The sequence below is a fragment of the Mangrovimonas sp. DI 80 genome (assembly GCF_001975575.1).
Classification (GTDB): Bacteria; Bacteroidota; Bacteroidia; order Flavobacteriales; family Flavobacteriaceae; genus Mangrovimonas_A; species Mangrovimonas_A xylaniphaga.
Genome location: NZ_MSDT01000004.1, coordinates 233201 through 258190 on the forward strand (window position 1 = coordinate 233201; position 24990 = coordinate 258190).

Consider the following 24990-nt stretch of genomic DNA (forward strand, 5'->3'; position numbering starts at 1 on the left):
ATGTGGAGGCTTATTATAAACTTTATATAAGTTATATGAGAATTTCTTGAAAAAAATTCTAGATCACTGAAAAGAATGAAAGAATATATCACTCCAATTATTCCACATCACCAAACCTTTGCCAAGGTACAAGGGGCTCATGAACTACATTTGGAAGCAATATGTTTGTTTACAGCCATAGGCTTTTTTTTGGATACCGATACCTATTGGAAAGATCAAATAGTATTGCGCCCTGCCGGTGAGCATGAAGTGGATGCTGAGGGGTATCTGCAAGGTTCCAAGCCCTATTTTAAATGGGAGTACCGCCCAAAGGATCTTAAATTTTCCCAAGCATTGGAGCGGTATGGAGATCTATTGGAGGAGATTGTTGGAGCACAGGTTGCGGGGCAAGAGGTCATTTTGCCTTTATCGGGAGGTTTGGACAGCCGAACTTTGGCAGTTGCTTTACAGCCGACTGGTGCCTCTGTGGCAACCTACAGTTATGACTTTGCTGGGGGCTATCCGGAAACGGTTATCGCTAAGAAATTGGCAAAAAAGGCAGGCATGCCTTTTAAGTCGCTGCAAATTTCCAATGGTTACTTATGGGAGCGTTTAGATGAACTAGCTAATTTAAATGGTTGTTTTACAGATTTTTGTAGTCCTAGGCAAATGGCCGTAACGGAACAATTGAAGGATTTTGGAGACCTTTTTCTTTTGGGACATTGGGGAGATGTCCTATTCGACGATATGAAAGTACCAGACTCCCTGCCCTTTGAACAGCAGTTGGAGGTCTTGCAAAAAAAATTGTTAAAACCTGGAGGTTTGGAATTGGCTCAACAATTATGGCAGTTATGGGGCCTAAAGGGAACTTTCAAAGCATACCTGAGGGAGAGAGTTGCCAGTTTGCTAAAGGCTATTGACATTCCCGAAAGTGCCAATGCTCAGATCAGGGCGTTTAAAAGTCTCTATTGGGCACCTCGATGGACTTCGATAAATTTGTCAGTATTTGAGAGGGTTCACCCAATAGTTCTTCCATATTACGACAATCGGATGTGTGAATTTATCACCACCATTCCTGAGGCATTTTTAAAAGGACGACAACTTCAAATTGCTTATATACAGCAAAGGGCACCCCAATTGGCCAAAGTGACCTGGCAGGACCAGCGGCCCTTCCACCTGAATAATTATCATTGGAATAAACCGCCCTATAATTGGCCTTATCGCATCATAAACAAAGCTAAAAGAACGGTAAAACAACAGTTGGGAACACCGTATATCCAACGCAATTGGGAATTGCAGTTTCTGGGAGCAGAGAACCAAGAAGCATTGGAAGCACACTTATGGGAAGCAAAGTCAATATTGGGGTTGCCACAACATTTTATTAAGGAGGCTCTTGGTAAGTTTTGCATCCAACCCAATCCACAAACGGCCCATACCTTAAACATGCTATTGGTGTTGGCCCTGTTTAGCCAAAAAAAAGAGTATAATTATACCTAGAAGAGATAACGATAGTATGAAGAAACGCATAAAGATTCTCTTTACCATTCCTAATTTTGATACCGCTGGTAGTGGAAAAGTGGTTTGTGATCTGGTCAAGGGATTAAACAGGGAGGTGTTTGAACCCCATATCGCTTGTAGCCATAACCGTGGCGCCTTTTTTAGGGAGGTGGAAACTCTGGGAGTGCCTATTCATATGGTGGACTTTTGTACGCCCTATCGCCCTTTCCGTACCTTACCGTTTAGAATTCTAAAAATAGCCCGTTTTTTTAAGCGGGAGCAATTTGATTTGATCCATTCTTGGCATTGGAGTTCTGATTTTACAGAGACCTTGGCTGCCAAATGGGCGGGTATCCCCTATGTGTATACCAAAAAGGCTATGGGATGGGGCAATAAGGCTTGGCATTGGCGCAGTCAGTTAAGTACTAAAATCATTGCCATTAATAGGGATATGGTAACAGGAATCTTGGCCCCTTATAGCGATAAGGTGCAGTACATGCCCTTGGGTGTAGACCTTCAACGGTTTCAGCCCTTGGCCCGAACAAGGACCACTCCTTTAGGACATAGTTTTCAAGATAGTGATTTTGTTATTGTATCTGTCGCCAATTTGGCTCCTGTAAAAGGAATAGAGCTCTTATTGGGGGCGGTACAAAGCTTAAGAAATCCTGGGCTTAAGGTGTTAATTGTGGGGGATAACCAAAATGCCTATGGAAGAGAGCTAAAACAAACCTATGCCTCTCCTAACATTATATTTGTTAAGAAACAATTGGATGTAAGGCCCTATTTATCAGTGGCCGATTTGTTTGTGATTCCTACCAAGGATGAGGGGCGTAAGGAAGGTTTGCCGTTAGCCCCTTTGGAGGCCATGGCTTCCGGTCGCGTTGTGATAGGAGCCGATATCCCTGGGATTAGGGATCTCCTTTATAATTACGACAATCTATTGTTTCGCGCGGGAGATACGAGACATCTTGCTGAAAAAATTCAAATGTTCTTGGAGTCGGATATCGAAGCTAGAAGTAGTTTGGGAACACAAATGTGTCGCCGGGCCCAAAGCCAATTTTCCTTAACGGAATGTATCCAAGCACATCAAAAATGTTACCAACAAATATGGAAAACCTATGCTGTTTAATTCTATCGACTTTGCTATTTTCCTGCCCATAGTATTTATCCTGTATTGGGCTATTGGAGGCCAACGCAGGCAACTGCAAAATGGCCTTCTTGTAGTGGCCAGCTATCTCTTTTATGGCTGGTGGGATCCGCGTTTTTTGGCTCTAATCGCTTTTAGTACCTTTGTGGACTATACTATTGGCTTGCAATTAGGGAAGAAAACGAGTCCTAAAGAACGTAAATATTTGTTGTGGGCAAGTCTTTTGGTCAATCTGGGGCTTTTGGGCTTTTTCAAGTACTATAATTTTTTCGTAGATAATTTTACTGAGGCCTTTTCCCTTTTCGGGAAACACATCCAGCCCAATACACTCAATATCATCTTGCCGGTAGGCATTAGTTTTTATACCTTTCAAACCCTAAGCTATACCATAGATATATATCGAAAGCGCTTGGAGCCCACCAAAGATATGCTAGCCTTTACGGCTTTTGTAAGCTTTTTTCCGCAATTGGTAGCAGGTCCTATTGAAAGGGCCTCTCATTTGTTGCCACAATTTTATAGGGAGCGTCAATTTAACTATCAAAAATCTGTGGATGGCCTACGTCAAATTCTTTGGGGGCTTTTTAAAAAGATTGTGATTGCCGATAACTGTGCCCAGTTTGCCAATACCATCTTTGAACATCATACCGAGCATTCAGGGAGTACCTTGTTTTTGGGTGCCCTGTTCTTTGCTTTTCAAATCTATGGCGATTTTTCAGGCTATTCCGATATTGCTATAGGAACGGCCCGCCTATTTGGCTTTGATTTGATGCAGAATTTTGCAACCCCTTATTTTTCTAGGGACATTGCTGAATTTTGGCGACGTTGGCATATCTCCTTATCCACCTGGTTTCGGGATTATGTTTATATTCCTTTGGGGGGATCTCGCGGTTCCAAAGGACAGGTGTTGCGAAATGTGTTGGTTATTTTTTTGGTGAGTGGCTTTTGGCATGGCGCCAATTGGACCTTTTTGGTGTGGGGAGGCTTAAATGCCGCCTACTTTTTACCTTTAATTCTCTTAAAACATCACAGAAAGCACACCGAAGTTGTGGCACAAGAACAGTTGTTGCCCAATTTTAGGGAATGTTGGCAAATGGGGAGTACCTTTTTATTAACAGTTGTGGCTTGGGTATTTTTTAGGGCTGCTAGCGTGACGGAAGCGCTGTCTTATCTTAAAGGTGTTTTTAGTTCCTCCTTGTTTTCGATTCCGGAGATACGGCCAAGTTTTTTATTGGTGTTGTTGGGTCTATTTGTTTTGGTAGAATGGCGTGGTCGGGAAGGGCGGTATGCCATAGAGCATTTATGGTTAAGGTATCCTAAAGCCTTACGGTGGGGGCTTTATTATGTGATTGCTATGGTGATATTTTTATACGGAGGAAAGGAACAGGAGTTTATATATTTTCAGTTCTGATATGAGGAAGTTTTTATTAAAATCTTGTGGGTTTTTGATGGTACTTTTTATAAGTGCTTTAGGAATATTTGCTTTAGCCGATGGACATGCAGATGCCTTTTATTTAAAATTTACAAGTCCTAAACAGCACTCATTGATAATTGGGTCTTCTAGGGCAGCACAAGGGATACAGCCTAGGATATGCAATGCCCTATTGCCTGGTGTAAAATTGTATAACTATGCATTTTCGAGGATACATACACCCTATGGGGAACCCTATCTGCTCAGCATTAAAAGAAAGTTGGACCCTGAATCACATAATGGCGTGTTTGTTTTGGAGGTCAATCCCTGGACCATTTCCGATACTAGGGAAGAAAGGACCGATGGGGGTTATTTTAGAGAGTCGGAGTCTGTTTTGGGGAAAGTCAAATATGTAAATATGGCACCAAACATTCCTTATTTGCTCTATTGTTATACAGGTAGGAATATTGAGTTGATTACAAAAAAATGGCCAAATTACCATGGCGAAAATTTGGAAGTTCGGGACGATGGCTGGTTTGAGGTCGCTTTAAAAGATGATCAACACAGAAAAGAACAAAGGGTAAAGGCTACCCTAAATAGCTATAGGGAAATGAGGGAAGAATATTTGGGAGCTTCAAAACGACGCTTGGAATATCTAAAGACCATAATAGAATATTTAAAAAGGCATGGAACAGTACTATTGTTAAGAATGCCTGTAGATAAGGCAATGAGGGAAATGGAACACGAATGGATGCCAAATTTTGATATAAAAATGGAAAAATTGGCCAAGGAAACAAGAGTTGAGTATTGGAATGCAGCTTTACAGCATCAAGAATATGAGTATACAGATGGCCATCATTTAAGTATCAGCTCAGGAGAAGAGTTTTCAAAAGAACTTGCTAAATTTATTTTGCAGTGCCTGGAACAAAACAAAAAATAAAAATAGGGCTGGTCTTATCAAGGACGCCTAATTATTCGGAGACATTTTTTAATTCCAAAATAAAAGGATTGATACAGTCCGGCTATGAGGTAACGCTGTTCGCACAATTTCACGACCCCTCATTCAATTTATGCAAGGTAGTCTTGGCTCCAAAAGTTTATAAGGATAATGCAGTGCTTCAGGTATTTGCAATGCTCTGGGGGTATGCCAAATTAGTCTGTCGTTGTCCAAAACGGTTATGGAAATTGATGGTATTGGAACGTAAAGAAAAAAGAGGGGGCTTGCAAATCGCCAAAAACATGTATAATAATGCGCACATGCTTACCGCCGATTTGGATTGGTTACATTTTGGCTTTGCTACCATGGCCATACAAAGTGAAGTTGTGGCAGAAGCTATCGGAGCAAAAATGGCAGTGAGTTTAAGAGGCTATGATATGGACATATATCCCAAAAAGCACCGGGGGTGTTATGGTTTGTTATGGCATAAAGTGGATAAGGTGCATGCTATATCTAAATACATGGAGACTAGGGCGAAAGAAGAAGGTTTGGGGGAGAGGGTCCCTGTTCAAATAATAACGCCGGCATTGGATGTGCAACGGTTTTCAAATCTGCCCCAAAATTTAAGAAAAGAAGGAATGTTCTTAACAATTGGTCGATTACATGAAATCAAAGGGATAGATTTAATTCTAAAGGCACTCAAAGAACTGAAGGAACAGGGGGAGACGTTTACCTATAGGGTCATTGGAGAAGGAAAGGAAAGGGAAGTTTTAGAGAGATTGATTGTGGACCTTGGTTTAGAGGATCAAGTGGTTTTAGAGGGAAAGCAAACCCATGAAATGATAGTCGACCATTTAAGAAATACTGATATCTACATTCAATACAGTCTGTCTGAAGGATTTTGCAATGCAGTTTTGGAAGCCCAAGCAATGGGTTGTCTATGTGTAGTATCAAATGGTGGAGCCTTGCCTGAGAATGTGTTGGATGGAGAAACAGGTTGGGTGGTAAGCAAGAATAATCCGAAGGCACTGGCAGGGAAAATTTCGGAAATAAGCCAGTTGACAGAGGAAGCTAAAGCAAAAATAAGGGAGGCCGCCCAAAAGCGAGTGTATAATGAATTTAATTTAGAATCCCAGCGTAAACAGTTCCAGGCATTTTATACCAATTAACTAAAACTAAGGAAATGAAACTAGCCAATTTTGTCAATAACCCAAGGGCTTATGTAAATAAAGCTAAGGACTTTTTGTTAAATAAAAGACGTGTGGTCCTGCATGCTGGAGATAATGTACAATGTGACATCTGTAATTGGAAGGGAACACAATTTTTCGAGGGAAAGTGCCCTAAATGTAGGTCACTTCAAAGAACCCGTTTGATGCCATTTGCTTTGGAATACTTCAACTTGATACAAAATCCCAAGAGAGTACTTCATATAGCTCCCAATCTAAATGAAAACACATACATGGCAAAGAATTTGCAGAAAGGGAGTACATACGATAGATTGAATATAAGGCCTGTAAAACATATCAATATAGTTCAAGACATTACCCATACCAATTTACTTTCTGAAAATTACGATTTGGTAGTCGCATGGCATGTTTTGGAGCATATTGTCCAGGATGTTCGGGCAATCGAAGAGGTATATCGGCTTTTAAAAACCGGAGGTCATTTTTTGGTGAGTGTGCCAATCTATCCTTTAAAAAGTCCTCACACTTTTGAAGATTCGGAAATTCCGTCTAAGGATTTTGAAAAAGTCCATGGGCACCATGACCATTGTAGGAGTTGTGGCCTGGATTATTATTTGCGGTTTGAAAAAGTCGGATTTAAAACACAAGAACTGAAAGTCCAAAATCTACCGCCTTCAGATATAGAAAAGTTTGGCTTGTTTGAAGATCACGTAGTTTGGTGCTTTCAAAAAAGCTAATGACGAGAGCTGCCTTTTTGGTTAATCACATTAAAAACATCGTCATAGGGTAGTCCCGTATACTCACAAAATTCTTTAATGGTGACCAATTGGTGTCGGTCTTTGTGATGAAGAAGCTTGATATCTCTAATCAGGTCGCGGGCATAGCGCTCACCTTTGCCGGTAAGCCATGAAACGTCTTTGGGGTATATACAAATCCGGTACATGCTAAGCCTGTTCATGTGGTAGCCCATTTGGAGGGCACACGTATAAATACTCAAATATCTAGAGGAATTCACAAAATTTTATTTTGTAAGATAAATAACGTTAAAAATTGCTGTTTCGTATAATACCGCTCTAAATTTTGACACTTAGGACTTTCTTTAACACATCTAGTTCATATGTCCTGGGCTTATGGGTGAGAAATGTGCTCTTTATGTAAGAGGAGCAGAAGGTTACTTTCAGAAGATCATCCATGTGCACCTAATATTCAAGTTAAAAAATAACGCTCTAATACTCCCAAGAGACCCTATAGTTCAAGTATGCCTTAAGTATGGGAAATGTATGCCAAAGCGGTTTTGGCAGAAAGACAGGAAAAGGGCACAAAACGGCGAAATCGGCGGAAGTGGCTAATCTTAACCATTTAAAAAGATTTAGGAAGGAAGCAGTTAAAGGTTGACTAGTTGGTAGTGAATGGTCTTAAAGGTGACATAGCGGCAATTTTGGAAAAGAGTAAATCCAAAAACTTCCGAAGTTTGAAAAAGGCCAAAGGAATTGCCTCAAATAAATTATAAACAGTGGCCAAGGTTTATAAGGTGTAATTGGGAAAAGCCAATGGCTGTAAAGGAAGTTTAATATTGCTTGTAAGTAATTACAGCAGATAAAAAATGAAAGTATGGCAAAATTAAGAAGCATAATCAAGATCGAAGGAACCCTGGACGATCTTACCTTTTATAAGGGCAAACAAGGGTATTTGGTAAAAACCAAAAGGGGGGTAATTAAAAATCGCATCCAGTCCGATCCAGCCTTTGCTAGAACAAGGGAAAATGGGGCCGAGTTTGGCAATGCCGCCTCGGCAGGGAAGCTCCTTAGGAGGGCAATTTTAGACTTGTTGGTCGATGCTAAGGATGGCCTTGTGACATCTAGGCTCACTCAGGTTATGGCAAAAGTGAAAAATGCTGATACAACCTCGCTAAGAGGAGCTCGTAATGTGGCTTTGGGGTTACAGACAGTACAAGGTCAAACAGACCTAAAGGGATTTGACTTTAATGCGAATGCTTTATTGGGGGTAGTCCTACGTTCCGATTTTACACTTAACACAACCACCGGGGAAGTGAGTATTACCAATTTCATACCTAGTCAAAATTTGGATCTGCCTGAAGGGGCTACGCATGTAAGTTTCATTAGTGGGGTGTTGAATATCGATTTCGAAACCCGAATAAAGGAGCTGCAGCTTAGTCCTGTGACTAATATGCCCATAGATGGTCTCGCCACCTCGGTCACTTTGACTCCCTCGGCGGTACCAAGTGGTTCTGGAAATCAATGCTTTTTTCTGAAAGTGGCATTCTATCAAGAAGTCAATGCAGTCCAATATCCTTTGAATAATGGAGCTTTCAATGCTTTGCAATTGATAGATATAGTATAAAGGAAAAGTGAAAATCAAATGAACAAAGAGGGCTTAAGTCCTCTTTGTATGTTGTATATGTCAGCTTTTGAAAGAAAAAAAGTGGAGTTCCATTAAAGTGAAGACGATTTACTATTTTTAGTCCCTTAAAGTTTATAAGGCTAAAAACAACAATCGAGAGGTCTTTATAACTGAAGCAATCAACTAAAAATGCTATTTAAATTTCTAAACTATCTTCAGCCTACCCATTATTTTTCTTTAAACAGGAATAATGATAAAGGAATCTTTCCTAAAGTAGAGGAGTTGCCAATAATCATAAAGAAGCAGTTGGAAGCCGACTCGGGCTTTGAAAGTGCCTTGGCACAACTACATGACTTGTCTTGGCAGGCTTTGCAGAAGGGGTATATTGGGGACGCTGAGGTTTATTCGGAAGCTGTAGAATTACCTTTGGTAGACGAGTACCGATTTATCCGTAAATATTTCAATAAAGCTTGGGTTTGGTATGTGTTGGGATTGCGGTTGGGAAGTTTTTGTAATCCTATTAAGGAAGTCAAAGCCTTTTGGTATAGTCGTCATGCTATACGTAGTACGTATTTAAAACATCCACTTAGTCATGAAGGGTGGTATGGTTTTAAAAGTTCTTTGCTAGAAAAGGCCCCCAAAGTATCTGTCATCATCCCTACTTTGAGCCGCTATACTTATCTAAAGGATGTCTTGCAGGACTTGACACAACAGGACTACCCTAATTTTGAGGTGTTGGTGGTGGACCAGTCCCAACCCTTTAAAGAGGCTTTTTATAAGGATTTAGGGGTGGACTTGAAAGTGTTTTACCAAGAGGAACAAGCCCTTTGGTTGGCGCGGAACCGAGCGATACAAGAAGCACAAGGGGACTACTTGCTATTGTTTGATGATGATAGCCGAGTGGCACCCGATTGGATTTCTTCCCATATCAAGGCTTTGGATTTTTTTAAGGCCGATATTTCTTCAGGGGTATCCATTTCGAAAGTGGGGGCCAAGGTTCCGGAACATTATGTTTTTTTTAAGGTAAGCGATCAATTGGACACAGGAAATGTTTTGATTAAAAGGGAGGTATTTGAGGATATTGGCTTGTTCGATCGTCAGTTTGAAAAGCAGCGTATGGGAGATGGAGAATTTGGTCTTCGTGCTTATAGGGCGGGTTTTTTGAATGTGTCCAACCCATATGCCGAACGTTTGCATCTGAAGGTAGATAGTGGGGGGCTACGGGAAATGGGCAGTTGGGATGCTTTTCGTACCAATAAGCTGTTGGCGCCGCGGCCGATTCCCAGTGTGCTGTATTTTTTTAGGGGTTATTTTGGGGGTAGGGCCACCAGATATGCTTTGTTAAGGACGGTGCCTATTTCTATTTTGCCCTATCGTTTTAAGCAAAATCGTTTAATGTTGGTCTTGGGGGCACTACTGTCCGTATTTATGTTGCCTTTGGTCGTGTTTCAGGTTTGGAAATCCTGGCGTTTGGCCACTAGAAAGTTGGAGGAGGGGCCGATGATTGGAGAATTGTAAACTGATAGTTCTAAAAAGAGCTTAAGGTAAAGAAGTCGAAAGCATGGGGTAGATTGTAGACTATAGAGTCAGATGAACTGTTTGTTGTAGGGGAATTCATGATTTGTTGATATGAGAGTGTATAAGATGTTTATAAGTGTGCGTGGAAGGTGTTGAAAACCATGTGTATAACTAAATTAAGGATGTCTTGTGTGGCAATCTTTTATACCTAACTTAGCAACAGTTAATAGCAGTATCTTCAAAAAAGCCTTTCCGGTATTCATTTTATAGAGGTTGATTAGTGTTCGGAAGGGCTTTCTTGTTTGAATTGGGCAATTAGATGAAATTTAGTAAGCCTTAGGATTTATAAATAACTTCAAATGACTTTGTTCTACTTAGAGTATTTTAATTGAAGAGTACACCATTGTATTGTTTGTTAAAATAAGAGCCTTAATATCAGTGGTTTATTTTAGTTTTAATGGTATTGTTCTCCAGTGTTTGTCTAAGAATGTCGACCAATTAGAAAAGGTTTTTTTTGGGGGATATGAAGTAAAATCAGCAATAAAGTAATGGGTGGGAACCAAAAAGGGGTATGTTGTGTGATAGAATCACATGTGCTCATCCTAATCTGTTTCTTTGGGGGCAACCTTTAAATACCATTTTCTATTGTAGAATACAGTTGCATATAAATTCCTTTCTAAAAAATTTGCGCTCTGCAGGATTATAGCTTTATTTTACAGCAGATTGAAACGTCCTTGAAAACCAAAAATCTTCTTATTATTACATCCGAATTTCCTCCTTTACCAGGAGGGATAGGAAGGCATGCTTATCAATTAGCCAAGTATTTGAACCTTAATGGATATGAAGTAAGGGTTGTTGCCGATCAGAGAACTTGGGATCTAAATGAGGAACAGGAGTTTGATGCCCAATTACCTTTTGAAGTCATGAGGGTTCCTTTGCATAAAGTTAGAGGACTCATGTATGTAAAACGCCTACAATTGCTGTTGAAGTCCATCGGATGGGCCGATATGGTGTTGGCTTCTGGGAAATTTTCCCTTTGGAGTGTAGCTTTGGGAATCAATGTTGTGAAGCGTCCAGCCTTGGCGGTGGTCCATGGTACGGAGGTTAATTTTAAAAATAAGATTTTACGAGGGACTGTTCAAATGTCTTTAGGACAAATGGCCCATATTATAGCGGTGTCAAAGTTTACGAGAGGATTGCTCCCGGAAAATTTACAACAACGAACTACAGTGGTTCCTAATGGAATTGAAGCCGATTGGGTAAAGGAAGATTTGAAAAGTGTTGAGCGTTTGGAAGGAATCCCCAAACTGATTACGGTGGGGCATGTTTCAGAGCGTAAGGGACAATTGAATGTCATCAGAATTTTACCGAGGTTATTGCAAAATTATCCCGAACTGCATTACCATTGTGTAGGTTTGCCCACTGATTGGAAGGCATTTCAGAAAGAAGCTGAAGTGTTGGGGGTAGGGGATCATGTGAGTTTTCACGGGAGAGTGTCCGATGAAGCTCTTAAAGGGCTGTTGAAGGAGTCAGATGTATTTGTCATGTTAAGCATGGGCACTCATAGTGGTGATGTGGAAGGATTTGGAATTGCTATTTTGGAAGCCAATGTTTTTGGCGTTCCAGCCATTGGGAGTAAGGACTGCGGGATAGCCGATGCTATTGTACCCGGGTATACCGGAGAATTGGTTCCTCTCGGAGATTCTGAGGCAATGCTGCAGGCTCTACAAACCATTTTAAAGGATTATCCAAATTATTCCAAAGCAGCTAAAACCTGGGCTTTGGAACATGATTGGGAGGCGATTGTGATGAGGTATATAGCGGTTATTGAGAAAGAACTTTACAATGAGAAATGGGCAGTAAAAAGAGAAGTGAATGGTTTACGGGATAGATACAATGGTAAGTAATAGTTATATACCTCATAGATTTTGAAATTAGCCATCATTTCACATACGGAACATTATACCTCTGAAGATGGGAATATTGTAGGTTGGGGCCCCACCGTTAATGAAATCAACCATTTGTTGGAAGTGTTTGAGGAGATTTGGCATGTGGCCATGTGGCATAAGGGAATACCCCCAAAAAGTACCCTACCGTATCAATCCAAAAAAGTCCATTTTGTAGCTATTCCTGCTGTGGGAGGCCAAGGACTTTATGCTAAGTTGGACGTGCTATGGCAGGCCCCTAAAACCTTAGCTGTGATATATAGTACCCTTAAACAGGTGGATTGTTTCCAGTTTCGGGCACCCACGGGCATAGGAGCATATACATTGCCTTTTTTAAGTTGGTATAGTCAGAAACCAGGTTGGTTTAAGTATGCAGGGAATTGGAATCAAGCAACCCCCCCTTTGGGCTATCGTTGGCAGCGCTGGTGGTTACAGAGACAATCTAGAACCGTGACAATCAATGGACGTTGGCCGTCCCAACCTGAGCACTGTCAGACCTTTGAGAATCCATGTTTAACTCAAACAGATGTTAAGGAAGGAGATTTGTGGACGAGACAAAGGGGACTGCCTAAGCGTTGGACCTTTTGCTATGTAGGTCGTATTGAAGGAGCCAAGGGGGTGGGGCGTATCCTTGAAGCCTTTAGGGCTTTGGATGAAGAAATGTGTTCTAAGATAGAAGCTTTGCATTTGGTAGGAGAAGGAACAGCGTTGGAGACTTATAAGTCTTTGGCAAAAAATATTGAAGTTCCTGTGGTATGGCATGGAAGCTTGGATAGGGAGCAAGTATTTCAAATCTATAGGAAGAGTGATGTATTTTTGATGCCTACAACAGCTTCGGAAGGTTTTCCAAAGGTCATTGCTGAAGCAATGAATTTTGGATGTCTCCCAATAGTATCAAAGGTGTCGGCTATAACCCAATATGTACAACACCGCAAGCAGGGCTGGGTGTTGGGAAATGTGGAAATAACTAGTGTGCTCAATACCATGACGGAGTTAATGCGGCTATCTCCAGAAGAATATACGGCTCATATAGTTGAAGTTCATAAGGTAGCATTGCCCTTTACCTTTGAATATTATAATCAACGCATTCGGGATATTACAGCCGGATTTAAAATTTAGTTATTTTTAGTATTTACTATTTACTATTTACAATTGCACAACAACAGCCAATCTAAATACATTACTCAAATTTTGCTCCATATAGCCATGGGGCTATTGGTATTCTTATTTCAATCTATTTCCAAAGTGTATTTTGTAGGAGCGGTACTCTATTTCATATGGAAAATTATTTTAGGCCCCAAGAAAGATAAAATTTTTAATGTGTTTTTGGCCTGTTCTTATTTTGTGGGGGCAGAGGTCTTTTTTAGGATGACTAAGGGAGGACTTTCCTATGAAGCTTCAAAGTATTTGGTAATCGTATTTACCGTAATGGGTATGTTTTATAAAGGTGTTTCAGGAAAGGGGTATCCTTACTTTATGTATCTTATTTTGTTGGTGCCTGCCATAGTAGTAGCCTCTATAACCTTAACCTTTGATGCTAATTTTAGAACGAATATTGCCTTTGTATTGAGTGGACCTGTATGTTTGGGAGTTGCCGCTTTATTTTGTTATGAACGGAAAGTGTCCCATAAACAAATATTGGATATGCTGCTGTATATGTTATTGCCTTTGGTAGCAACAACGACCTATCTATTTTTATATAACCCTAGTATTAAAGATACCCTTTCAGGGACTGCTTCCAATTCTGCAACCTCAGGGGGCTTTGGTCCTAATCAAGTAGCTACCGTTTTGGGATTGGGGATGTTCATAATGGTAGTGCGTTTGTTTTTACAATCCCCCAATATTTTATTAAAAGTATTGAATATAGCCTTATTGGGGGCTATGGGATTTAGGGCTATTGTCACCTTTAGTAGGGGAGGGATTTTTGCTGCAGTGATTGTTGTTGGAGCCTTTTTGTGGACTTTGTTTTTTAGGTCTTCTTTGCGACAAAAAAATCAAATCATGGGATCATTCATGCTTTTAATAGTAGGCTTAGCCATAACTTGGATGATAAGTTCCACTCAAACAATGGGATTGATTGATAAACGTTACGCCAATGAGGATGCACAAGGACGAGAAAAAAGTGATATCACAACAGGAAGGGTAGATTTGTTTATGGAAGAAGTAAATGGTTTTTTGGAAAGCCCTTTTTTAGGGATTGGAGCTAGTAGAACAAAAAATAAAAGAGTAGAGCAATCGGGGCATCATTTGCCTTCACATAATGAGGTCGGAAGGCTTTTGGCAGAACATGGTTTTTTAGGAATTATCATCTTAACCATTTTGATATTTACCCCTTTGGCTTATAGGGGTAAACACCAAAACAGTTTGTTTTTTTGGTCATTTTTGTGCTTTTGGTTTGCTACAATTAACCACTCAGGAATGCGCATTGCCGCTCCGTCTTTCATATATGCCCTTTCTCTTTTAAATGTAACATATGAGCAACGTTCTGTACATAGGAAACAATCTAAACAACCAATATAGTAATCTTTCGTCCATACAGGTGCTAGGGGCATTATTGGAAGCAGAGGGAAATCAGTTGCGTTATGCTTCATCTCATAACATCAAATTCTTGCGTTTAGTTGACATGCTTTACCAATGTATGCGTTATGCGCAATCCACAGATGTAGTCCTTATCGATACCTATAGTACGAGCAATTTTTATTATGCCTTTTTGGTGAGTCAGCTATGCCGGGTTTTAAGGTTGCCCTATATCCCTAGTTTGAACGGGGGGAATCTGCCTGCCCGTTTGCTCAGTCATCCAAAATTGTGCGCTCTAATTTTTAAACACGCCAAGCATAATGTGTCTCCTTCCAAATATTTAAAGGATGCTTTTGCAAAGCATGGCTATGCCAATGTGGTGCATATCCCGAATAGTATTCAGCTATGCCATTATCCTTTAGAAAAGAAGAGTTACGAAAGTATACGTTTGCTGTGGGTGCGTTCTTTTTCAAAAATTTACAACCCCCAGTTGGCTGTTAGGGTTGTTTATGACTTAAAACAAAAGGGGTATGATGTTTCGCTTTGTATGGTGGGGCCCGATAGTGATGGGAGTTTGGAAAAGGTTCGGGCTTTGGCAGAGGATTTGAATGTTTCGGTGCGGTTCACGGGGAAGCTGAGTAAGGCTGAATGGACCCAATTGGCCAAGGAGTATAATATTTTTATCAATACGACCAATTTTGACAATACTCCTGTGAGTGTGATTGAAGCCATGGCCTTGGGATTGCCTGTAGTCAGCACCAATGTGGGGGGCATGCCTTATTTGATTGCAGATGGAGCGAGTGGTTTGTTAGTGCCCCCAAATAATGTACAGGTTATTGTGGAAGCTATAGAGAAGGTCTATGAGAATAGTGAACTTCGGGAGCATTTGATCCATAATGCCCGTGCCGTAGTGGCAGAATTTGACTGGGAACTGGTCAAACAACGATGGAATGTCGTATTACATCCCTAAGACCTGCCTTTCTGTTAAATATCTTTATATATTTACGACAAAATTCCAACTAACACATGGGAGGGCCAACCAAGGATATACATTTTGAGATTTCAGAACGAAAGGTATTGCTGCGCTTGATGGATTTAGGCATGGTCCTGTTAGGACTCTGTGTTTTGGAATACGGTTTTGGTTTTGGATATCTTACCATAGATCAAGAGCATACGGTGCCTTTGGTGGTGTTGGGACTTTACATTATGGTGTTTGGGACGATTTTTGAGATTTATGATTTGCATAAATCGAGTAAATTGGATACGACCTTCCGAAATGTGGTATTGACTGCTTCCACCGTGGTGTTGTTTTATTTGCTGACGCCTTTCTTTACACCTTTTCTTCCGGAAAAGCGTCTTCAGATCGTCTATTTTTATGTTGCCTTGATAGTGGGCATTTTTTTGTGGCGAGTGGCCTATACTACTTTTGTGTCCTCTCCCAGATTTAATAAGAAGGTGCTGTTGGTAGGGGAAATTTCCAATATGGAAAATATTGTCCGACCCCTGAAGGATTCTGATCCTAACTACCGAATTATCGGGTTTATCAATTGTGAAGCCGAGCCAGATGCCCCTGTGAGGTTTAAAGGGCTTAAGGAATATCGTCCAGAAGATTTGATTCCTGTGATAATTGAGGAACGGGTGTCGGAGGTTTTGGTGGCCAGCTTTAATGCCGAAACCATTATGCCCGAGATATATCATGATTTGATGATGCTTTTAGAGCGGGGGTTTACTATTAGAGAATATACGCAAGTGTATGAAGAGGTGACCCACAGGGTGCCCATTCAATTTATAGGCAAGGATTTTTATAAGTATTTTCCATTTAGCCGAAGCAATCAAAATGCCCTCTACCTCTTTTTTCACCGTAGTTTTGATATGGTATTTGCCTCTTTGGGACTTTTGATAGGGGTCTGTTTTTTACCATTTGTTCTTTTAGGTAATGCCTTAGGGAATCGCGGTCCCTTATTTTATAAACAAGAACGGGTTGGTAAGAATGGAGTGCCCTTTCATATTGTTAAATTACGAAGTATGGTCGTAAATGCCGAGCGCAATTGTGGGGCCAAATGGGCCGATAAGAATGATTCCCGTATTACTAAGTTTGGGCGGTTTTTAAGGCGGTCCCGTATTGATGAGTTTCCTCAGTTCTACAATGTTCTGAAAGGGGATATGAGTATTATTGGTCCCCGTCCTGAGCGTCCTTATTTTGTGAATGAACTATCGCAAGTAATTCCTTTTTATGAAACCCGTCATGTGATTAGACCGGGACTGACCGGGTGGGCGCAAATTAACTATCGTTATGGGGCTACCATTGATGACAGTTTGACTAAGCTGCAATATGACCTTTACTATATCAAACACCGTAGTTTCTTCCTAGATTTAAATATTATCCTGAAAACCTTGAGTACGATAGTGTACTATAGAGGGCAGTAATGAATTAAGAATGAAGAATTGAGAATGCATAACTTGAGAACAAAGAGCAAAGAATATAGACGCAAGACTTAAGAGAATAGTATGCTTCGACCTTTCGACGATGCTCAGGACAGGCTTGCTCAGGATGACATAGTGAGTCCTTCTATCCTTCGGCTTTATTCAGGATGGGTTTTCTCAGGATGACGTAGAAAGTGGGCGTGTTTAAATGAAAGGTTGGTGCAAGAGGATAGATACAAGAATAGAGAATAGAGAATAGAGAATAGAGAATAGAGAATAGAGAATAGAGAATAGAGAATAGAGAATAGAGAATAGAGAAGCAGTTTCGCGATTCTATATTCTAGGTCTTCTGAACATAGTGATCAAAAACAATCCTATCATCACAAACAAACTGATACGTGCAATATAATCGCCTGCCTTGGTGTAAAAGGTTTGTGTATTGTTGGTGGTGATGGTTCCGGTGAGTGCGCCTTGGGTATTATAGGGTAGGGTAGCTTCGATATCTCCTTTGGTATTGATGATGGCTGAAATTCCTGTATTGGCACTACGTACCACAGGACGCCGTGTTTCTATTGCCCTAAGGCGGGCATAGCTTAAATGTTGTTTATGGCCTTGGGTTTCTCCCCACCAGGCATCGTTGGTAATGATGGCCAGGAGGTTGGCGCCATTACGGACATAGCCTGTGACAAACTCACCATATACCGATTCGTAGCAAATGATAGGGGCAGCTTTGGTGTTACCATCGGAGGTGGTAAATACCGAGCGTTCCTTTTGTGTGGTTTTCATGGCCACAGTGCCTCCCAAATCAATCATGACATCTCCAATCAAGGGTTTTAGGATTTCCTGATAGGGGAAATTTTCAATTCCCACTACTAATTTGGATTTGTTGTAAAACTGTACACTGTCTGAGACATTGAGCATGATGGCTGAGTTGTAGTCGTCATACCAAAGATCGTCCCTTAATTGATTGGTTTCTGAACGCACTTTAGCAGGATTTCCGAAAACATCAATGAAAGATATACCGGTCAAGAAATTAACCTGGGGATGCTGTTTTACATAGCCATCCAATAAAGATTTGAAACGTGCATTGGGGAACTGCTTTAAACGGACATTATCGGCAAATACCGTTTCGGGGGCCAATATCAAAGTAGTCTTGTCTGTAATGTTCTTATCCGTCAACTTTAAAAGTAACTGGGCAATACTGTCGTTGGCTGTATGGTATTTTTCACTGTATGGGTCGATATTCGGCTGCAAGGCCATCACTTCTACAGCCGTTCCTTCATATGAAAAGGTAAAGTAGCGAACGAGAGATATTCCAATTGGTAAAAGGATGAGTGTAGCCAGTCCTATTGCAGGATTTTTTAAGGCTTTTCTACCTTTTTCTTGGTAGGCCAAATAGGCTTTAAAGGTAATCAGGTTGCCAAGCCATACCCAAAGGGTTCCTCCGAAGGTTCCCGTATATTCATACCATTGGATCCAAGAAGGGTGTTCGGAAAAGGCATTACCAAGGTTCAGCCAAGGCCAAGAGAATTCCCAGCCCAAATGCAATTTTTCGAAACAGATCCATAAGGTTACCAAAAATAGAAGTGCTTTATTCTGTGAACTGCGTTTGGCGATGGTATGGTAGAGTAGGATGAGTATGGTCATCAATAAAGAATTGACCAAAATGGCAAAACTGGCCCCAAACACATCGGCAAAACGCAACCAATTGGTGGTGATAAAATTCCAAATAACAAAACTAAGATAGGCATAGCCCATCAACTTTAATCGCTTGCCTTTTGAAGAGGAATTTCTTAGAGAATGCTCCAATACCAATAATGGTACAAAGGCCACAAATAATAACAAAGGCATGCCATAGGTGGGCCATGAGAGGGCCAGCAGTAGTCCGGAGCTTATGGCAAGAATTGGTTTTTGCACTATCTAAAGATACTAAAATCGAGTTTTAGGGAAAATACATTGGAATATAAGGCGGCACTTTGGTCGCCAATATCGGTAAAGGCATAGTCTATTTGTATGCCTCGGTATTTAAAGCCTACCCCAAAATTGGGTTGGAATGTCGTGGTTTGGGAATCGTCAAACTGGGTTTCGTTTTGGAAATTCCCAAGGCCTCCCCTTAGAAACACCAAATCGGTGTAGCCAAATTCAAATCCAAAAGCAGGATTGATACTGGCAAAGGAGGAGGAGATGATATCGTTGTTTTCTGCAAAACGTACATTCAAATCTAAAGCCGTTACCAAAGAATAGTCGTAATGAAAGATGAACTTTTTGGAAACGCCCACCTGTAATTTAGGAATGGTTATTTCGGTTGTTTCCGGAAGACTTTGGTTTTGGCCTTCTACAGCTTCACTAATATCGTTGAACTTGTCCTTATCGATAGCCCAAGCGTTATAAGTAGTAGTTATGTCGCGAGCCATTATCCCAACCTTCCAATCTTTGTCTGTTTGGAACTGAAGCCCTGCATCGAGGCCAAATCCCCAAGACGAGGCAAAATCGCCAATGATACGACGGATGACCTTTGCGTTGATACCGTAACTGAAGCCTTTAAGTTTAAGGTTACGGGCATAGGAAAAGGTGACTCCGTAGTCGGCGGTAGAAAAGCGTTTGATACGGTCGTAATTGATATTTCCTTGGTCGTCTATTAATTGAGTAGTATCTAAAATGTCGTCAACTCCAAAACGGATCAGGGAAATTCCAACAGCACTTTCGGTGTCGAGGGGCATGGCAAAGGCCATATAGTTGTAATTGGCAATATTGGCAAAATAACTGGAGTGCATCAGGGCCAATTGATTGTCTTCCAAAGCGGTCAATCCTGCGGGGTTCCAATATCCGGAATTTACATCGGAAGTGAAGGACACCACCGTATTACTCATACCCAGCGCTGCGGCATCAACCCCGATATTCATAAATTCATTGGAGTATTTTCTAGCGGTTTGCCCAAGGGCTCCAAAGGAAACCAACATCAAAAAAAGCCCGATATAGTTTTTCAAGAGCAAAAAATTTTTACAAAGATGCACAATATTTTTAACCTATTAAACAACAAATGTCCACACTTATTGTGTGGGAGTTATATAGAGTAGATAAGTTTCTAAGGTTCTTTTTTTGTTCCCTAAAATTTCGGGAGCTGTTGCATGGTCTGTAGGATTATGTTTTCAAGGAAATGTTATATTGTAAGGCATTGATATGTGGTGGTTTGTGTGTTTGTTTCTTATGAATATTGCTTATTAGGCTACAAAATCCACAAAAGCGGAAATTAATTCCTTAGAAACATTTCAAAATAGTTGCTATTTTTACACAAAACTAAGCCAAGAATATGAAGCGGCATATACCCAATTTATTTACTTTATTGAATTTATTTAGCGGCTGTGTAGGCGTGCTTTTTGTGGTACACGGTAATTTTGTAGCTGGGGCCTTTTGTGTGTTCTTGGGGATTTTCTTCGACTTTTTTGATGGCTTTTTGGCTCGAAAACTTGGGGTAAGCAGTGAATTGGGACTGCAGTTGGATTCTTTGGCAGATATGGTTACCAGTGGTTTGGTTCCCGGATTGGTGATGTACAAATTACTGTCTATATCCTTGGCTTCGGAGCAGCCTGCAGAATGGAATTCTGTGGCCGATTTTAATGGGGTAGCCTTTGCCCCCTTGGCTCTGGTAGGCCTGTTGGTAACCTTGGGGTCTGCCTATCGTTTGGCGAAATTCAATATAGATACCGAACAACAAACAGCCTTTAAAGGCTTGCCAACTCCAGCGAATGCTTTATTGATTTTATCCCTGCCTTTAATTTTGAAATTTCAGAGTACGGCATGGTTAAGCCAATTGATTTTGAATCCTTGGTTTTTGATACTGTTTAGTGTGTTTAGTTGCTATATCCTTAATTCGTCCATTCGGTTGTTTGCTTTGAAAACGAAGGACTGGAGCTTTGCAGCCAATAAAGTTCGTTATAGCTTTCTGCTAATCAGTTTAGTGCTGTTAATATTGTTACAGTTTGTAGCAATCCCCATAGTGATTGTCTTATATATTCTATTGTCGGTGTTTAGCAAAAACGCTTAATTATTTTAAAGATTTACATGTATGGCCTCAGGTTTTTTTGCCTTATTGGATGATATTTCTGCTTTAATGGATGACGTTGTGGTAATGAGTAAGATTACCACAAAAAAGACTGCTGGAATTTTAGGGGACGATTTGGCGGTGAATGCTGAAAAGGCTTCTGGCTTTGTGTCGTCTAGAGAACTTCCTGTGTTATGGGCCATCACGAAAGGGTCTTTTTTAAACAAGCTCATTATTTTGCCCATTGCCTTTTTGCTCAGTGCGTTTGTGCCTGTGGCGATTACCGTTATTTTGATTTTGGGAGGATTGTATTTAGCCTATGAAGGTGCCGAAAAGGTGTATGAGTTTTTTGTACCGCATGCCCATCATAAAGAAGAAGGCTCTGATGCCGCCAAATCTCCAAAGGAAGTTTTGGCCCAAGAACAAAAAAAGGTGAAATCGGCCATTCTTACGGATTTTATCCTCTCTGTTGAAATCGTCATCATTGCTTTGGGGAATGTGATGGAATCTGAGTTGTTGGTACAAATAGCGGTGGTTTCTGTAGTGGCTATTTTGGCTACCGTTGGTGTGTATGGAATTGTTGCCCTTATTGTACGTATGGACGATTTCGGTTTGAAATTGATATCACTTAGCAATGGCGAAACCAATGCCACATATCATATGGGACGTGGTTTGGTGAGAGCGCTACCCATTGTGGTCAAAGGACTTTCGGTAATTGGTACCTTGGCCTTGTTGATTGTGGCAGGAGGGATATTTGCCCACAATGTTCCTTGGTTTCACGACCATCATATATTGGCGTCTTGGCCAGGAATGTTGCGCGAGTTTGTAATGGGGCTGGTCATTGGTTCCCTTGTACTTGCAGTGGTGTTGGTAATTAAGAAGTTGTTTAAGAAAAAGTAACCTAATACGTTATTGGTCCTTGGGATGAATGAAGCATGCAAGATACTGATTACGTTTCACCTCCTTCTGAAATCGAAGATTCGACGCAGTCAATGACAACATAGTAAGTCCTTAAAAGTGCAATTTCTTTTTACGCAATTCGAAGTTTTGTCCTAGATATACTTTACGAACCATTTCATCGGAAGCCAATTCTTCCGGTTCTCCTGCTTTTAGGATGCTTCCTTCAAACATTAAATAGGTACGGTCTGTAATGGCCAAAGTTTCCTGTACGTTGTGATCGGTAATAAGAATTCCGATGTTTTTTCTTGTCAATTGAGCCACGATACGCTGAATGTCCTCTACCGCTACAGGGTCTACTCCGGCAAAAGGCTCATCCAACAAGATAAAATTAGGATTGGTAGCCAGTGCGCGAGCAATTTCCGTACGGCGGCGTTCCCCACCCGAAAGTAGGTCCCCACGGTTTTTACGGATATGCCCCAAACTAAATTCATCAATCAGCGATTCCATTTTGTGCAACTGTTCCTTTTTGCTCATTTTGGTCAATTGCAGCACGCTTAAAATGTTATCTTCAATACTCAACTTTCGGAATACCGAAGCTTCCTGCGCCAAATAGCCAATCCCGTTTTGTGCCCTTTTGTACATCGGGTAGTGGGTAATTTCGGTGTTGTCCAAATAAATGGTTCCGCCATTTGGTTTGATCAGCCCAACAATCATATAGAAGGAAGTGGTTTTACCAGCACCGTTAGGCCCCAATAATCCAACAATTTCCCCTTGGTTCACTTCCAAGGAAACATCTTTTACAACCTTACGTCCGCTATAGGACTTCATTAAATGTTCGGCTTTTAATTTCACAGGCTTATTTTTTCGTCGTTGCTTCTAAGAAGGCAAACTTACAATTTTTAATTTTATTATATAACGCGTCACCAAGTGCCAACATATGTTGGCGGACTATGAATTTTAGAGATGAAAAATCCTTATTCTTGGTTTTCCAAAGCTTCCCAAAATTCGTAGGCGCGACGCAAATGGGGAATGACAATGGTACCGCCAACCAAAGTGGCAATGCCCAAAGCTTCGCTTACTTCCTCTTTGCTCAAACCTTCGTTATAGGCCGTTTGCAAATGGTATTTGATACAGTCGTCGCAGCGCAAAACAGCCGAAGCCACTAAGCCCAATAGTTCTTTGGTTTTTACATCCAAAGCACCTTCCGCATAGGCATTGGTATCCAAATTGAAAATTCGTTTGATGATCTTGTTGTTGTCGGCCAAGATCCTCTCATTCATACGACTGCGGTAGTCGTTAAATTCGTTTACTAAATCAGCCATGATGTGTGGTTTGTTTTTTCTGGTTTCTAATAACAATTGCCGAAATATAGATGCTCACTTGGTACAGGAGCAAAATTGGGATGGCCACAATAATTTGACTTGCAATGTCTGGAGGCGTGATAATGGCTGAAAGGATCAAGACCAACACCAAGGCAAACTTGCGGTATTTCTTTAAGAACTGTGGCGTTACCAGACCTACCTTTGTTAAAAAGTAGATGATGATGGGCAGCTCAAATACAAAACCTGAGGCAATGGAAGAGGATCTTACCAATGCCACATAGGAGCTAACATCTATTTCGTTGGAAATCTCGGCGCTGACGTTGTAGGTCCCAAGGAAGTTGATAGACAAGGGCGTTACCACATAGTATCCAAACAGTACTCCCAAAAAGAACAGCAAGGAAGTAATGACAATAAAGCCACGGGAATGTTTGCGCTCGTTAGGGTGCAAACCTGGGCTTATAAAATGCCACAACTGATATACTATATAAGGAAAGGCAATGACCAAACCTGCATAAATGGAGGTCCAGATATGCGCAGAAAACTGTCCGCCCATGGTGCGGTTTTGTATCCTAAAAGGAAGTTCCTCCGCACAAAAGGTGGTGTCTATTCCAATAAATTGGGAGATTTGACAAAGGTATTTGTAGGTAGGGAAACTCATTTTTTTTGGACCAAAGATGATGGTGTCAAAAATGAAATCACTCATTAAAAAAGCCACAACTCCTCCCAATAGAATGGCCAAGGTAATCCTTATTAAATGCCATCTTAGATCTTCAAGGTGATCCAGGAACGACATTTCGTTTACGTTCTTTTTCGCCATTAGATAATTCCTTCTTTTATCAAGTCATGTAAATGTACCACCCCAGCATATTTGCCTTCTTCTTCCACCAATAATTGTGAAATGCCATTGGCTTCCATAAGTTCCATGGCATCTACAGCCATGGCATCGGAATCGATGCGCTTTGGATTTTGACTCATGATGTCTTTGGCCGTAAGGTGTATGAAGGACTCATTTTTGGTAAGCATACGTCTTAAATCCCCATCGGTGATGATTCCAATAATGCTGTCGTTTTCCACTACTGCAGTGACTCCCAACATTTTCTCGGAGATTTCAATAATCACCTGTTTTACATTAGTCTCAGGGGTTACTTGTGGTTTTTGGTTTAAGGAGGCAAGGTCGCTAACCCTTAAATAAAGACGTTTTCCCAAAGCACCACCTGGGTGGTATTTGGCAAAGTCCTTGCTGGTAAATTCACGCAATTCCAATAAACAAATAGCCAAGGCATCGCCAATTACCAATTGGGCTGTGGTACTGGTGGTTGGGGCCAAATTGTTAGGACAGGCTTCATGTTCTACGTAGGCATTTAAAATGTAATCGGCCTGTTGTCCCAAAAAGGAGTTTTCGTTGCCCGTAATGGCAATCATTTTGTTTTTGGCATTTTTTATCAGTGGCACCAAGACCTTAATTTCTGGAGTATTCCCGCTTTTGGAAATACAAATCACAATATCGTCTTCCAAAATCAACCCCAAATCACCATGGATGGCATCGGCGGCATGCATGAATACTGAAGGGGTTCCAGTAGAGTTTAAGGTGGCAACAATTTTATTGGCAATAATGGCACTTTTTCCTATTCCAGTGATGATGACACGACCCTTGGAATTGTATATTAAAGACACAGCATCTGCAAAGTCGTCATTCAGCAGCTGGCCTAGGTTATCTATAGCATCCCTCTCTAAATCAATGGTTCTTTTCGCGGTTTTAAGGATGTCGTTTTTTATGTTCAAAATTTATTAATTTTATGGTTTGAAGC

General features: G+C 40.9%; 22 protein-coding genes. 15 read left to right on the plus strand and 7 right to left on the minus strand.

Going from position 1 to position 24990, the window contains the following annotated elements; all coding sequences use genetic code 11:
* Window positions 1–75: 75 nt before the first annotated feature.
* The 6 genes from BKM32_RS08890 (at window position 76) to BKM32_RS08915 (ending at window position 6889) form a co-directional block, all read left to right on the plus strand.
* The gene (locus BKM32_RS08890; protein ID WP_076663493.1) at window positions 76–1476 is read left to right on the plus strand and encodes an asparagine synthase C-terminal domain-containing protein; all 1401 of its coding nucleotides are present in this window, start codon (window positions 76–78) and stop codon (window positions 1474–1476) included.
* 16 nt (window positions 1477–1492) lie between these two features.
* The gene (locus tag BKM32_RS08895; protein ID WP_076663494.1) at window positions 1493–2605 is read left to right on the plus strand and encodes a glycosyltransferase; all 1113 of its coding nucleotides are present in this window, start codon (window positions 1493–1495) and stop codon (window positions 2603–2605) included.
* On the plus strand, window positions 2595–4031 hold the full coding sequence (locus tag BKM32_RS08900; RefSeq protein WP_076663495.1) for an MBOAT family protein: 1437 nt from the start codon (window positions 2595–2597) through the stop codon (window positions 4029–4031). Before BKM32_RS08895 ends, BKM32_RS08900 begins: the two co-directional genes overlap by 11 nt.
* 37 nt (window positions 4032–4068) lie before the next feature.
* Window positions 4069–4971 carry a hypothetical protein gene (locus BKM32_RS08905; protein ID WP_123812090.1) on the plus strand — a complete coding sequence of 301 codons (903 nt, stop codon included), beginning with the start codon at window positions 4069–4071 and terminating at the stop codon, window positions 4969–4971.
* Between the two features lie 68 nt (window positions 4972–5039).
* Complete coding sequence (locus BKM32_RS08910; RefSeq protein ID WP_123812091.1) at window positions 5040–6137, plus strand: glycosyltransferase family 4 protein; 1098 nt, start codon at window positions 5040–5042, stop codon at window positions 6135–6137.
* A 14-nt stretch (window positions 6138–6151) separates the two neighbouring features.
* Window positions 6152–6889 carry a methyltransferase domain-containing protein gene (locus tag BKM32_RS08915; RefSeq protein ID WP_076663497.1) on the plus strand — a complete coding sequence of 246 codons (738 nt, stop codon included), beginning with the start codon at window positions 6152–6154 and terminating at the stop codon, window positions 6887–6889.
* Here the strand turns inward: BKM32_RS08915 and BKM32_RS08920 are convergent.
* Complete coding sequence (locus tag BKM32_RS08920) at window positions 6886–7110, minus strand: hypothetical protein (protein ID WP_076663630.1); 225 nt, start codon at window positions 7108–7110, stop codon at window positions 6886–6888. The two genes, BKM32_RS08915 and BKM32_RS08920, sit on opposite strands and share 4 nt — an antisense overlap.
* Window positions 7111–7763: 653 nt before the next feature.
* On the opposite strand from BKM32_RS08920, the gene BKM32_RS08930 reads away from it, so the two are divergent.
* The 7 genes from BKM32_RS08930 to BKM32_RS08960 all read left to right on the plus strand — a co-directional run bounded on the left by BKM32_RS08930 (window position 7764) and on the right by BKM32_RS08960 (window position 16921).
* Complete coding sequence (locus BKM32_RS08930; protein WP_076663499.1) at window positions 7764–8513, plus strand: hypothetical protein; 750 nt, start codon at window positions 7764–7766, stop codon at window positions 8511–8513.
* Between the two features lie 189 nt (window positions 8514–8702).
* On the plus strand, window positions 8703–10031 hold the full coding sequence (locus BKM32_RS08935; protein ID WP_076663500.1) for a glycosyltransferase family 2 protein: 1329 nt from the start codon (window positions 8703–8705) through the stop codon (window positions 10029–10031).
* 734 nt (window positions 10032–10765) lie between these two features.
* Window positions 10766–11938 (plus strand): glycosyltransferase family 4 protein, encoded by a 1173-nt coding sequence (locus tag BKM32_RS08940; protein WP_076663501.1) that lies wholly within the window; start codon window positions 10766–10768, stop codon window positions 11936–11938.
* Window positions 11939–11959: 21 nt separating this feature from the next.
* Entirely contained in the window at window positions 11960–13096 is a 1137-nt protein-coding gene (locus BKM32_RS08945) for a glycosyltransferase (RefSeq protein ID WP_076663502.1), read from the plus strand.
* A 72-nt stretch (window positions 13097–13168) separates the two neighbouring features.
* Window positions 13169–14497 (plus strand): O-antigen ligase, encoded by a 1329-nt coding sequence (locus tag BKM32_RS08950; RefSeq protein WP_253187439.1) that lies wholly within the window; start codon window positions 13169–13171, stop codon window positions 14495–14497.
* On the plus strand, window positions 14451–15464 hold the full coding sequence (locus BKM32_RS08955) for a glycosyltransferase family 4 protein (RefSeq protein WP_076663504.1): 1014 nt from the start codon (window positions 14451–14453) through the stop codon (window positions 15462–15464). The genes BKM32_RS08950 and BKM32_RS08955 overlap by 47 nt, the downstream gene beginning before the upstream one ends.
* 56 nt (window positions 15465–15520) lie before the next feature.
* Complete coding sequence (locus tag BKM32_RS08960; protein WP_076663505.1) at window positions 15521–16921, plus strand: sugar transferase; 1401 nt, start codon at window positions 15521–15523, stop codon at window positions 16919–16921.
* Between the two features lie 330 nt (window positions 16922–17251).
* Here BKM32_RS08960 and lnt read toward each other — a convergent pair whose 3' ends face one another.
* Both lnt and BKM32_RS08970 read right to left on the minus strand, forming a co-directional pair.
* Window positions 17252–18835, minus strand: a complete 1584-nt coding sequence (lnt, locus tag BKM32_RS08965) for an apolipoprotein N-acyltransferase (RefSeq protein ID WP_076663506.1) — start codon at window positions 18833–18835, stop codon at window positions 17252–17254.
* Window positions 18835–19878, minus strand: a complete 1044-nt coding sequence (locus BKM32_RS08970; RefSeq protein ID WP_076663507.1) for a PorV/PorQ family protein — start codon at window positions 19876–19878, stop codon at window positions 18835–18837. The genes lnt and BKM32_RS08970 overlap by 1 nt, the downstream gene beginning before the upstream one ends.
* Before the next feature lie 350 nt (window positions 19879–20228).
* Here BKM32_RS08970 and BKM32_RS08975 point away from each other — a divergent pair, with 350 nt between their 5' ends.
* A complete protein-coding gene (locus tag BKM32_RS08975; protein ID WP_076663508.1) occupies window positions 20229–20963 on the plus strand; it encodes a phosphatidylcholine/phosphatidylserine synthase in 735 nt (244 codons plus the stop codon).
* Between the two features lie 21 nt (window positions 20964–20984).
* Complete coding sequence (locus BKM32_RS08980) at window positions 20985–21860, plus strand: DUF808 domain-containing protein (protein ID WP_076663509.1); 876 nt, start codon at window positions 20985–20987, stop codon at window positions 21858–21860.
* A gap of 111 nt (window positions 21861–21971) precedes the next feature.
* Here BKM32_RS08980 and lptB read toward each other — a convergent pair whose 3' ends face one another.
* The 4 genes from lptB to BKM32_RS09000 all read right to left on the minus strand — a co-directional run bounded on the left by lptB (window position 21972) and on the right by BKM32_RS09000 (window position 24964).
* Complete coding sequence (lptB, locus tag BKM32_RS08985; RefSeq protein WP_053978267.1) at window positions 21972–22712, minus strand: LPS export ABC transporter ATP-binding protein; 741 nt, start codon at window positions 22710–22712, stop codon at window positions 21972–21974.
* A gap of 122 nt (window positions 22713–22834) precedes the next feature.
* The gene (locus BKM32_RS08990) at window positions 22835–23182 is read right to left on the minus strand and encodes a carboxymuconolactone decarboxylase family protein (RefSeq protein ID WP_076663510.1); all 348 of its coding nucleotides are present in this window, start codon (window positions 23180–23182) and stop codon (window positions 22835–22837) included.
* Complete coding sequence (gene tatC, locus BKM32_RS08995) at window positions 23175–23999, minus strand: twin-arginine translocase subunit TatC (RefSeq protein WP_053978269.1); 825 nt, start codon at window positions 23997–23999, stop codon at window positions 23175–23177. The genes BKM32_RS08990 and tatC overlap by 8 nt, the downstream gene beginning before the upstream one ends.
* Window positions 23999–24964, minus strand: a complete 966-nt coding sequence (locus BKM32_RS09000; RefSeq protein ID WP_076663511.1) for an SIS domain-containing protein — start codon at window positions 24962–24964, stop codon at window positions 23999–24001. The genes tatC and BKM32_RS09000 overlap by 1 nt, the downstream gene beginning before the upstream one ends.
* Window positions 24965–24990 lie beyond the last annotated feature (26 nt).

Excerpts from the sequence above, each read along its gene's own strand:
- BKM32_RS08890 (WP_076663493.1), top strand. The coding sequence starts at position 76 with ATGAAAGAATATATCACTCCAATTATTCCACATCACCAAACCTTTGCC.
- BKM32_RS08895 (WP_076663494.1), top strand. The coding sequence starts at position 1,493 with ATGAAGAAACGCATAAAGATTCTCTTTACCATTCCTAATTTTGATACC.
- BKM32_RS08900 (WP_076663495.1), top strand. The coding sequence starts at position 2,595 with ATGCTGTTTAATTCTATCGACTTTGCTATTTTCCTGCCCATAGTATTT.
- BKM32_RS08905 (WP_123812090.1), top strand. The coding sequence starts at position 4,069 with ATGGTACTTTTTATAAGTGCTTTAGGAATATTTGCTTTAGCCGATGGA.
- BKM32_RS08915 (WP_076663497.1), top strand. The coding sequence starts at position 6,152 with ATGAAACTAGCCAATTTTGTCAATAACCCAAGGGCTTATGTAAATAAA.
- BKM32_RS08920 (WP_076663630.1), bottom strand. The coding sequence starts at position 7,110 with ATGAACAGGCTTAGCATGTACCGGATTTGTATATACCCCAAAGACGTT.
- BKM32_RS08930 (WP_076663499.1), top strand. The coding sequence starts at position 7,764 with ATGGCAAAATTAAGAAGCATAATCAAGATCGAAGGAACCCTGGACGAT.
- BKM32_RS08935 (WP_076663500.1), top strand. The coding sequence starts at position 8,703 with ATGCTATTTAAATTTCTAAACTATCTTCAGCCTACCCATTATTTTTCT.
- BKM32_RS08955 (WP_076663504.1), top strand. The coding sequence starts at position 14,451 with ATGAGCAACGTTCTGTACATAGGAAACAATCTAAACAACCAATATAGT.
- BKM32_RS08960 (WP_076663505.1), top strand. The coding sequence starts at position 15,521 with ATGGGAGGGCCAACCAAGGATATACATTTTGAGATTTCAGAACGAAAG.
- BKM32_RS08970 (WP_076663507.1), bottom strand. The coding sequence starts at position 19,878 with ATGTTGGTTTCCTTTGGAGCCCTTGGGCAAACCGCTAGAAAATACTCC.
- BKM32_RS08975 (WP_076663508.1), top strand. The coding sequence starts at position 20,229 with ATGAAGCGGCATATACCCAATTTATTTACTTTATTGAATTTATTTAGC.
- BKM32_RS08980 (WP_076663509.1), top strand. The coding sequence starts at position 20,985 with ATGGCCTCAGGTTTTTTTGCCTTATTGGATGATATTTCTGCTTTAATG.
- BKM32_RS08990 (WP_076663510.1), bottom strand. The coding sequence starts at position 23,182 with ATGGCTGATTTAGTAAACGAATTTAACGACTACCGCAGTCGTATGAAT.
- tatC (WP_053978269.1), bottom strand. The coding sequence starts at position 23,999 with ATGGCGAAAAAGAACGTAAACGAAATGTCGTTCCTGGATCACCTTGAA.